The organism is Thaumasiovibrio subtropicus (assembly GCF_019703835.1).
In the GTDB taxonomy this organism is placed as follows: Bacteria; Pseudomonadota; Gammaproteobacteria; order Enterobacterales; family Vibrionaceae; genus Thaumasiovibrio; species Thaumasiovibrio subtropicus.
This window is the reverse complement of record NZ_AP023055.1, coordinates 235978-247071: the sequence shown is the minus strand read 5'-3', so window position 1 is coordinate 247071 and position 11094 is coordinate 235978. Positions and strand designations below refer to the sequence as shown.

Here is an 11094-nt window from a genome sequence, read left to right as displayed (position 1 = left end):
TAATATTTTTTGTCCACATTCAAATAGTGTGAACCACATGGGGGTTAAATTCATTCTATTTATACCAATGAAAAAATGTCAGACACACACCCTGAAAATAAATTCACAAATAAAGAATAATAAATCACATTTGTCGGAGTCATTTTATTGAATGAAAATGTGCATTTCGTCAAAACACCTATATATTCAAGCCACTTCAAGGTACTTGTTCAGCGAGAGTTTCTAGGTTTGCCATCGAAGCACGGCTTTGAAGATCTAGTGGACTAAATCAAAAAGCAGTATCAAAGGTAGCGAGCCTAGAAAGCTCGCTAGAGGGAAGCGACTAGTGGCTTGAGTATATACCCTGCCTCTCGGCAAAGTAGGGCGCTAAATCAAGATACCGTTTGCGGATATGCTCAATGAGTAGACGGATTTTTAAGGGCGGTTGTCGGGTATAGGGATAGAGCGCATACACGCCAAGACACTTCGCGACTTTGCCTTCAAATAGCTCGACCAGCGCACCAGATTCAATGTCGGGATAAACCAGACACCTTGGTACGTAGATGATTCCAAACCCCGCAAGGGCAGACTGACGAAGTGCGGCTGTATTGTCGGTCGACAAGGAGCCAGAAACGCGAACGACACGCTCACCCTCTTCGTCATTAAAGGCCCACTCTGTCGCGCCAGAAGTGTGATAGTCATAGAGCAGACAGTTGTGATCTTTTAACTGCTCAGGTTCAGTGGGTGCGCCATGGGTGCGAATATAGTGTGGCGCTGCGCATACCACCCAGTAAGAGTCCAATATATGCCGAGCAATCAGGCTGGAATCTTCGAGATAACCTGTGCGGATAACGAGGTCAAATCCCTCTTCAATCACATCAACAAATCGATTATCCATCGACATTTCAACGCTTAACCCAGGATGTTCGGCACAAAACTCCGCCACCGCTTCGGCCAATAACAGCTCACCGGAGATGGTAGGGACTGACAGACGAATACGCCCACTCAGTCGCTCCCCATAACCCGAGACAAGATCGAACGCTTCACTTGTCATCTGGCGAACCAGTTTTGCTTTCTCGTAGAGCGCTTGACCTGCCTCTGTTAAGGTTAAACGGCGTGTGGTGCGATACAGAAGCTGCACACCCAGCTCATCTTCCAATCGACCAATCCGCTTACTGACCACCGAATGGGTGACATTCGCTTCGTCGGCAGCTTTGCTAAATGCCCCCAGCTCGACAACGCGGGAAAATAGGATCAGATCGTCACTTTTAGGCATGTTTTCACCGCTTTGGTTTACTGGGTTAATGGAAAGTCATCTGCACAACAAAAAAGCGTGCCTATATTGAAGGCACGCTTTCCACTATAGATATTATACTCAAGCCACCATATGGATAAGGCTAATTGTTGTCATTCTCTAACTCAGCTAACGGCAACCAATCCACTTTTACCCCTGCTTGCAAGAACATATCTTGGCTAACTTTGATCTTATCCCCCCAACGCGCTAAGAAATCAGCACTTTGCTCAGGACAATGCACATGAGAGATGCCCGTTTGGATGATTTTTGCGGCACAGTTCGGACAAGGAAAATGTGTTACCCAGATCTCGCAGCCATCCAAATCACGCTTTGCAAACAGAATCGCGTTTTCCTCTGCATGCAGCGTTTTTAGGTACTTCATCTCGCGCTCGTCTTTATCAGCGCTATCTGAAATACCATGGGGATAACCGTTAAAACCAACAGACACAATACGGTTATGCTTTGTGATCACTGCCCCGACTTGCGTAGAGGGATCCTTGCTCCAAGAACCGACCAATTCCGCCATTTGGTAGAATCGACGTGCCCATTTCGAGACCATACCTTCTCCTGAAATTCTGATAACTATCACGTTGTAATTTTCCAACATAATAACGTAAATCTGCTTGACTTCAAGAAATTAGCCGAGACCAGTTGTATTTAAACAACAACATAGGCAAGACAAACGCCAAGCGACTGAATGAGAATAGATTTTATCCTTGTGTTAAAAAACTGCTAACATCTAATGCGAACAATAAAAGGGTAGCACTGTGAAACATCGAATTCGCGCGGCAGGCATTTTAGAAAACGACGGTAAGATTTTATTACTCAAAGTGAAGGATCACTCTGGCGAGTACTGGATTCCACCAGGCGGTGGATTAGAAGATGAAGATAAATGTACTCGGGATGCGCTGAAACGCGAGTTTCTAGAAGAGACGGGACTTTCTGTCACTGTGGGCGCTTTCCTATTTGCACGAGAGTTCCTCGAAACTCACAAAGAACGCTATCACGCGGAGTTCTTTTACCGCATCACGGACTGGCAAGGCGAAGTGAGCCATGACAACCTGACAGGGCTAACCGATGAGGAATTTATCCTCGGTGCGGATTGGTTAAGCAGAGATGACATTCAAAAAGTCAAAGTCTATCCCGAAGAGCTCAAACACCAAGTCTGGGATATATTGAGAGAAAACCGCTACAGCCTGCACCTAGGCAGCTTTATTGAAGGCGTCGACTAAACACCGTTCCTTTGCCACGGCTTTTACGCAAACCGTGGCAACACTTCTTCAAATCAGCACCAACGGAGCAGCTTACGGCTAAAAATCCACCGGTTCGAAGCCAAGATCGAGGTACATCTGATTGATCTCCTCCTCAGATGGCATTTCACCATGATCAATCGTTTTAATCACTTTACATGGGTTTCCGACAGCGATAACGCCCTCAGGAATATCCTTCACAACAACACTGCCTGCACCAATTATCGACCGACTACCGATTGTGACACCCGGCATCACGATAGCACCCGCACCAATCCATACATTATCGCCAATATTAATCGGTTCACCGCACCCATAAGGTTTCACTCGCTCAGCCAATGCCACGGGGTGCGTTGCCGCAATAAGCTGCACGTTCGGACCAATCATCACCCATTCGCCGATCGTTATCGGTGCCATATCAAGCGCCACAAGCCCACTGTTTACAAAGCCGCCTCGCGCGAAGCTGAGATTCGACGCCACATCACAATGCAGCGGCGGTTCGATATGTACACCGTTGTAACCGCCTAAAATGTCGCGCAATACGTCTTGGCGTGTTTTGAGGTCTTTCGGACGAGAGTGGTTAAAGTCATACAGTTTTTCTTTCATTTCCAACTGCGCATCGAGAAAATCACGAGTAAGTAAATAGGTGACACTAAAATCTTCCAGTTTTTTCTGCATTGCTTCTGTTCCTTACTCTAGATGTTTTTGCCTTGAAAAACTCACGCCAATATCAAGCGGAGTTTCACTTTATTCGCCTAGCTCAATGTCGGTTTTTAAACCTAACAACCTGTTATTAAATGGGTCAATAGTCCGTCACTGCCCATATCCCAACTTTGAGACACTCTTAACTAACTGTCTAACTCCATAGGCAAAATTGTGGCACTGCCACCCTTTTACATTAACAAACTCTAATGTTTCGAGGTTTTTGTGCAGTAGGTCGCTATTAGGCACACCTGTATATCACTCTGGATGTATTTAGTAACTAATAGGAATAAGATATATCAAACGTTATGCACATAAGGATTCGTGATAATGTCCCCGTTACCAGCAATAGAAGATTTCTTGCATCAGGCTCAACTCAAGTCGCTAAACCGTCAAAAAACGCGTTTCCCCACCACACCCATCAGCGCAAGAGAAACCTTAAGCACGGTGACCAACCGATATGTCCCTGCTTTTACACCCTTTCCGCAAGCAGTGGAGTGCACCGCATCGGGATATTGTTTTAATGTCTCAGTGCGGGTCTATCACCCCAATCCTGAACAAGCGTTACCTGTTGCTGTCTACGCGCATGGTGGCTCGCCAGTCACGGGCAGCGTTGTCGTTTACGATAATATCTGCAGACAGCTCGCCTATTACACTAACCACATCATTATTGCCCCAGAGTTCCGCCTTGCGCCAGAAGCACGTTACCCTGCAGCGCTCGAAGACGTCTATACTGCGGTCAAGCAATCGGAGCAGATCCTCAACCAACTTGAGATCAGCTATCTGCCGCAACTCTCCGTGATCGGTGAGGGTGCTGGCGGTGCGTTAATCGCCACCGTTGTTCAGCAGCTTCAACATGAACGAGACACCCCTCTCTATCGACAAGTTTTGATCTATCCAGCCTTGGATTACACCCTTGCAATGCCTTCTGTCAGTCAGAACAGTGGGTATTTTTGGATGGGTGCTGAAACCATAAAACAGCACTATGATGACTATTTCCATCCTGCGGATAACCGTTACAATGCGTCGCCGCTTTATGGTGTCATTACGCCCGAGGTTCCCGACTCATTAGTCATCACAGCAAGTTATTGCCCTTTCCGCGATGAAGGTATCGCCTATGCTGATCGCTTAACGCTCACCGGTGTCACGACAGAAAAAGTGCAATGCGCCCAGCTCATCCATGGCTTTCTAAACTTGCAATCTTTGGTACCCGACCAGTGCAATAAGGTATATCGCACCATTAGTCGCTTTCTAAATCAGCCATAACGCATCGCCACAAAGCTTGAGGCCAATAATCATTCGCGTTAGACTGATGCCCACAGCGTGACCTACGCTGCCAGCTCGCGGAAAGACAAAAGTCAGGGTATGAGCCATATCACTCTGTTGGTATGGTTGTAAATGTTGTCATCTTGCATCGTATTGCAAAATGACGACCCATAATTCGGTACATTTACCATCTCTTCTGATCAGGCGAGCACAGAAGTCACGAGATAGGTGAATTTATGTCCAACAGTAACGCGTTTTCGCTCAACTTCCCGCTACTCAAATCCCAAGCAAAAAAACGTCTCAAGGCGATCCGAGACGGAGATAAGAAGGCACTTCGCGCTCTTCAACTTCATCATCCCAAAGGTGAAAAACTCACATTAAGCAGTATCCAGCTTGCTGATGTGCAGCTAGTCATCGCCAGAGAACACCATCTAAAGACGTGGCCTGAACTGAAGCGACATGCCGAGTCGTTAATGCAGCAACATCATGCGATGCTCACTCGACACGCCGCGTTAGATGCTGATATGACTACATTACATGTCCGCTGTGGTCATGACATACAAGCCACCCTCGTAAAGGCCGGATTTGAAGGGGACTTCCTGCCTTTCATTGAACCTTTTTGTCTTGGGCCACTCCATCATGATAAGCAAGTGATGGCACAAACTCGCGCACGCTATATCTGCGAACATTTACTCAGTATCATGGGGCAAAGCGAAGTGACGCCGGATACGATCATCCAAGATAACCAGCGAAAACGCGCTCAACTTGCTGACCCTAAGTACAAACGGATCGTTTTCTGGGCAGAGCACGATAATTATGATCAACTCATGCTGATCTCTTTGTTTGCAGAACATCTCCTGTTGCCTGAACAGACTGTTGAGCTCATCGAAATTGACCACTTTCCGGGCAAAAGCAAATTTATTGGTCTTGGACAGTTGCCTGCGGAAGCGATTCGATTACTTTGGCAAAGCCGCCAAACGGTTACATCGGCCCATCTAACCCAAGCCGCGCTGTTGTGGCGCGCATTCAAAGATGATCAACCTCACGCATTGCTCAACTTACACGGCACAGCATCAACACCCTGTTTTTCACACAGCGACAAGGTGATCCACCGCCATTTGCAAGAGCTTCCTCACTACACCACGGGGCTAGGGTTTACTCAGCACCAAAGTTTAAACCACATCGCCTCACACCCCGATGGGGTGACCGTAAAAGCCTTGTTTAGTCACTTTCAACATCACATTGACCCTCTCCCTTTCCTTGGTGATGTCATGTTTTGGTCGATGATCAAACCCATGACTTCAGGCACGACGCCACTACTGGCTCTAGAGACAGCTAACGATCACTGGTTAACACAAACATTGCAGATTACCGAGCAAGGGAAACGTTGTCTCGCTGGCGAAATAGCGCCCGAGCAGCATTACTGGGTTGGTGGTATAGACGTCACACCACAGTCACCTTGGCGTTGGGATCACCAAGATCTTGCGAGTCTACGAAGATAAAGAAACGCCCAGCGATCGCTGGGCGTTGTGACTCTGCTACTGAGGTTGTTAGAACTGGTAAGCCATTGACAACTTCACATTGCGTCCCGGCTCAAAGTCATCAGATGTTCGACCACGAGCAAGACCATCACGGGATGCATGGGCGGTATACGATTCATCGAAGACATTATCGATACCAAAGGTCAGCTGTAAACCATCTGCATTGGTTGGCATCCACTGCACATAGACATTATGCACATCATAGGACGGCTTAGGCGCATTACCTGGCAATACGTTATCTTCTTCCTGCACAAACTGCGCCCCCCAACCGGTGGTCACGCCATAGTCAAACCAGTGGTAATCAAGGTTCACGCTGATGGTATCGCCGATATCAGAAGAGCGACGATTCTTCACCACCGGCAGGCCTGACACAACATCTTTGTTGTCTGTCTGCGAGTAAGAGACACGAGCATTGAGATCTTGATAACCATAGAAGAATGCCGCTTCAAAACCGGTGTATTCTACATCGTTACCATTCTTGTAAAGGTAGCCGCCATTATCCCAACTCTCGGAAATGCGATCTTCAATCTTGGTCTCAAATGCTGTGAACGAGAATGACAAGCTTTGATCTTCGATTGTTCGCTTATAACGCACACCAATCTGATTGTTGTAACCACCCTCTTCTTTAGTGCCTTCTGCGATACGGCTCGTCTCTTGATAGTCGATGAAAGATTCAATCAACTTAGGCGCATTGAACAACGTACGGTGAGAGATAAATGAAGACCAATGATCGGTCACTTGCACGTCTGCCGCTAATCCATAAGTGAAACCACTGTAATCTGTGGTACCTGTTTTCGCTTTGCGATCGAAGTTTTCAAAGCGAATACCGGGGGTAACCGTCACGCGATCACCTACGCGAATCTTGTCTTCAAGATAAAGGGCCGTGCTAATCGCTTCTTCTGTCACACCACGTGTGCCGAAACTATTACGACTGCGCTGCTCGTTGTAATCCAAGCCGTAAGTGAAGGTATGTTCGAGTGAGCCGCTCGCCAACACCGATTGCGCGCGCACAGAACCGCCCAGATTACGGTTTTCAGCCCAGTTAACCGACCAACGATTGCCTGGCCAAACATACACTGGTCTTTGACCAATCACATTGCCTTTATCGTCTTCAATAGGACGAAACGCAGGTTTTCCATCAGGGCCAATCGCTTGCACATTGGTATACACAGACTCATCGCGTTCAAGTTTCATCTCATTGCGATAAATCGACGCATTTAGTAAGATCTTGTCACCGAGATCCAACTTGTAGCTTAACGTCACGGTTTCGCGGTCATAGGTTGTCGGCACCAAGATACCCTGAGTCATCCAACCATTAATCTCACCGTTCATATCTGGACGAGGGCTGTAGTCACCTTCATCACTGTATGTGTCGTAACTGATTTGGAAGCGCGAGTAATCATTCGGCTCCCAACCCAGTTTAAACAGCATGTTCTGCAGATCACCCGCGGCACCCGCGGTCTCAACGCCAGCACCATCTTTAAAGTTCTCACGTTCAATCTGATACAGATAAAGCATCGCATCAATATTGTCCGTTAACATGCCATAGCTGGTTAGCGAAGCCTGCTTAAAGTCGTTGCTCCCTGCTCCAAGGAAAACCCGCGATCCCCAGCGCTCGCCACCAAACAGCATGTCTTGGGCATCTTTAGTTTCAAAGTGCACCGCACCACCCACACCGCCATAAGTGACCGAGTTAGCGCCCACTTGAATATCGACAGCTTTGATGATGTCAGGGTTAAGCGTCAGGTTCCCGACATGGTGGAACATGTAAGCGTACTGAGATGCACCATCAAGGCGAATATCAAGGTCCTTCTCATGTAAACCACGAATAACAATGCGCTGGTTAACAGAGTGCGTCCCGCCAACATCGACACCGGGAATATCACGAAGCAGATCCGACATGTGGTCTGCTTGTCTTACCGAAATATCTTCATCGCTTAGAAACTCAGAACTACTGGATACTTTCGCCCCCCACACCACAACGCCGTCTTCTTGCTCAGCTTCAGCCATGGCTGACGGAGCAACAAGCGCGGCAGAGATTAAAAGGGTTAAGGTGGATAAAGGGAAGGTATTACTACTGCTGTGCGTCATTTTCTTTCCTTGGACTGCTAGGATAGATCCAATCATTGATATTAATGATATTGATTATCATTAATGCTACAATTGAGAAACTCCGTTTTAAAGTGGCTTGATTATGCGAAATCGCCAATGAGTTATGAGCTTGAGTAGGAAATGAACTTATTACACATGGATGAGGTCGAACGCGCGTCGTTGATCACCGAGATGGTCAGTAGCTTTGATCATCAAAAAATTATTAATGCAAAAAGAGAGACCCTTTCTGAGGGATATTTCTTCACGCGACGCTACTCATCTGGACTAGTATTAATGCTAAGTAGTAGCGTCGAAAAGCTACAAACAAAAGTAATTCAGTCTGTTAACCCCTGCCTTCACTTTGTCTTTGTGCTAGAAGGGACCTTAGCATTTAGCTACGATGATCATTTTTACGCTTTAGAGACAGAAAACAAAAAACCGCAAAGCATGGTGATTCACGTTGATAAGCCCTGTACATCTCGTCGCTTCATTGGCTGCAACGACAAACCTTTGCGAAAAATTCATCTCTTCTTAACCGCTGACTGGTTTGAAAAGCAACCAAAACTGTGGGAAGAATGGAAGCAGTACATCGATCTCTCTCATCAGGCCCATCTGCAATCGACCCCCATTGAAGTCAATCACGAAATGCACCTCCTACTAGAGAGCATTTTGGAAAGTAGCAGTGACAGTAATGAGTTCATGCGCCATATGAACTGCGAGCAACTCGCACTGAGGGTGATCATGCTGTGTTATAAGAACGTTCAGCAATCCCAAGCGCACGCTTCAAATCGCGCGCCCGATTATACTCGCTCACCAGCGCTAAATCGCATCATGACCTATATTGAGAAAAATCTGCATAAGCCCATTACACTCAATAGCATTGCAAGAGAGAATGGCTTCAGTGTGAGCGCATTACAGCGTTTATTCAAAAGCCGTACCGGGTTAAGCTTAATGGAATTTATTCGTCACCGTCGTTTGGAAATCGCCCGAGATGCCATGCGCGAAGAGCACCTCTCAGTCAGCCAAGCCGCCTACCTCGCAGGCTATAATCATAGCTCTAACTTCATCACCGCCTTTAAGCGCGCCTTTCACCTTACCCCAAAAGAGTATCTAGAAAGCGTAAGGCACCACTAGGCTCAATACGGCCTTCAACGCAAAATGCGAGTTCAACTTTGGAATCGCATTTTATAACTCAAGTCATCTCAAGATAATTTATACTCAAGCACATATTATTGATAACCACTATAGGTTTGAAGAAAAGTCATCTGAAAAGTAATAAACGTTGCATGTAAACTGCGAGCAAGATTATATTTCTATCCATTTATCTTATCTAGGTTTACTCATGCAGCGCAAACTTTCAATTTCAAAGAGTCTTATTTACTCATTCACATCAATAGGTATTGTGACTCTCCTTTTTATTACCTATATAACCAGTGCCATCCAAAGTATTCAAGATGAGTTAGAGCAATTGGTTGATAACAACGTGCAAGTAATGGGCACAGTATCTGACCTGCGCTTCTATACCGTGACGTATCGTCGTTATGCACTCGATTATGGCTTAACGACCGACCCTAGTGCGCATCGAGAGCTTCAAGTCATTATCGAAGCCAATCGTCAACATGCAGTCAGTGCCTTATCAACACTTCGACAAGATGAAAATAACCAGCACTTTTATTCGGCACTGATTGATATTGAAGGCAAGTTTTCTGACTATCAAGCAATGCAAAACCGGTATCTTTCTTTAATAGACAATCAAGAGATTGAACAAGCGAGGGCGTTAATCCTTGGCCCGATGTTAACACCATTCAATACTATTATTGAAAACCTAACAACATTTCAAAATGATACTCAACGACACGCACTTGAAATAAAAAACGAGCAGACTAACACCATCAATAAGGTAATGCGGAACTCGATGATCATCGGTATTACCTCGATTCTGTTTCTTATTGCTGTCGCAGCATTTATTATTAATAAAGTAAACAGACCATTATCACGCATTGTTAGCCAGCTCAAACAAGTAGAAAAAGGTAACTTGACTCAATCACTCGCCTTAGAAGATTTTAACGATGATGAAATCGGCGAAGTTGCCAACTCGCTCGATCATATGCAACAAGGATTAAAAAGCTTAACACAGCAGATAAAAACCGGTATACAACACCTCGACGGCACAGCGAGTAGCCTAACCAACAATGTTAACCAAACAACCGCCAACCTTACCTCACAACGAAATGATATCTCGGAAGTTGCTTCCGGTACGGCACAACTCCAAGTGGCGTTTGATGAGGTTGCAATGCAAACGCAATTAGCTTCCAGTACCTGTGACAAAGCTCAACAAATTGCCAAGACGAATCAACAATTGATTCAACAAACACAGCAGCAAAACCAAGCGTTAGCCAAGACAATTGCGACATCTTCTGAAATTTTTAGCGAGTTACACTCGCAGAGTGCAGATATTGGCGTGATTTCGGATGTGATCAGCAGTGTTACTGAGCAAACAAATTTGCTTGCGCTCAATGCAGCGATTGAAGCGGCACGCGCTGGAGAGGCCGGTCGCGGTTTCGCCGTCGTTGCCGATGAAGTCCGTCAGCTCGCACAGAAAACCCAAGACTCAATCGGCCAAATTGGCGATATCATTCACACCTTACAACAGCAATCCAACAAAGCCGCTCAAAGTATGCTGTCGAGCCAGCAACAGGTCGAAAGCAGCTTAACGTCGATCAATCACGTTGAGGATGCCTTCAATCAACTGCTTGAAATGACCAACGAAATAACGTCACTTAGCACTCAAATCGCTGTCTCAACGGAAGAGCAAACCCTTGTCGCAAAGTCACTTGTCGAAAACATTGAGAGTATCGATACCGCAGCTGAAGAGATCAACCAGCAAGCAAGGGTTACGCTAGAAAATAGTAAAGATATCCATCATTACAGTGAAACCTTGGGCCAAACCGCGGCGAGATTTCAGGTCTAA

General features: G+C 46.2%; 9 protein-coding genes. 5 read left to right on the top strand and 4 right to left on the bottom strand.

Annotation, left to right across the window (positions count from 1 at the left end; translation table 11 throughout):
- Positions 1 to 322 precede the first annotated feature (322 nt).
- Together TSUB_RS17380 and TSUB_RS17375 are read right to left on the bottom strand one after the other, a co-directional pair.
- Positions 323 to 1255, bottom strand: a complete 933-nt coding sequence (locus TSUB_RS17380; RefSeq protein WP_087020334.1) for a LysR family transcriptional regulator — start codon at positions 1253 to 1255, stop codon at positions 323 to 325.
- Between the two features lie 121 nt (positions 1256 to 1376).
- Entirely contained in the window at positions 1377 to 1832 is a 456-nt protein-coding gene (locus tag TSUB_RS17375) for a dCMP deaminase family protein (protein ID WP_087020336.1), read from the bottom strand.
- Positions 1833 to 2040: 208 nt separating this feature from the next.
- On the opposite strand from TSUB_RS17375, the gene TSUB_RS17370 reads away from it, so the two are divergent.
- Entirely contained in the window at positions 2041 to 2505 is a 465-nt protein-coding gene (locus TSUB_RS17370) for an NUDIX domain-containing protein (RefSeq protein WP_087020339.1), read from the top strand.
- A gap of 78 nt (positions 2506 to 2583) precedes the next feature.
- On the opposite strand, the gene TSUB_RS17365 is transcribed toward TSUB_RS17370, so the two are convergent.
- Positions 2584 to 3201: a sugar O-acetyltransferase gene (locus tag TSUB_RS17365; RefSeq protein WP_087020342.1), complete on the bottom strand. Its 618-nt coding sequence runs from the start codon at positions 3199 to 3201 to the stop codon at positions 2584 to 2586.
- Positions 3202 to 3555: 354 nt separating this feature from the next.
- Here TSUB_RS17365 and TSUB_RS17360 point away from each other — a divergent pair, with 354 nt between their 5' ends.
- A complete protein-coding gene (locus tag TSUB_RS17360; RefSeq protein ID WP_087020345.1) occupies positions 3556 to 4491 on the top strand; it encodes an alpha/beta hydrolase fold domain-containing protein in 936 nt (311 codons plus the stop codon).
- Positions 4492 to 4727: 236 nt separating this feature from the next.
- On the top strand, positions 4728 to 5993 hold the full coding sequence (locus TSUB_RS17355; protein ID WP_087020347.1) for a DUF1835 domain-containing protein: 1266 nt from the start codon (positions 4728 to 4730) through the stop codon (positions 5991 to 5993).
- Between the two features lie 48 nt (positions 5994 to 6041).
- Here the strand turns inward: TSUB_RS17355 and TSUB_RS17350 are convergent, their stop codons facing one another.
- Positions 6042 to 8123: a TonB-dependent siderophore receptor gene (locus TSUB_RS17350; RefSeq protein WP_087020350.1), complete on the bottom strand. Its 2082-nt coding sequence runs from the start codon at positions 8121 to 8123 to the stop codon at positions 6042 to 6044.
- A 141-nt stretch (positions 8124 to 8264) separates the two neighbouring features.
- Here TSUB_RS17350 and TSUB_RS17345 point away from each other — a divergent pair, with 141 nt between their 5' ends.
- Both TSUB_RS17345 and TSUB_RS17340 read left to right on the top strand, forming a co-directional pair.
- Positions 8265 to 9257 carry an AraC family transcriptional regulator gene (locus tag TSUB_RS17345; protein ID WP_087020353.1) on the top strand — a complete coding sequence of 331 codons (993 nt, stop codon included), beginning with the start codon at positions 8265 to 8267 and terminating at the stop codon, positions 9255 to 9257.
- Between the two features lie 208 nt (positions 9258 to 9465).
- Positions 9466 to 11094, top strand: coding sequence for a methyl-accepting chemotaxis protein (locus TSUB_RS17340; protein ID WP_221274627.1), 1629 nt, complete (start codon positions 9466 to 9468; stop codon positions 11092 to 11094).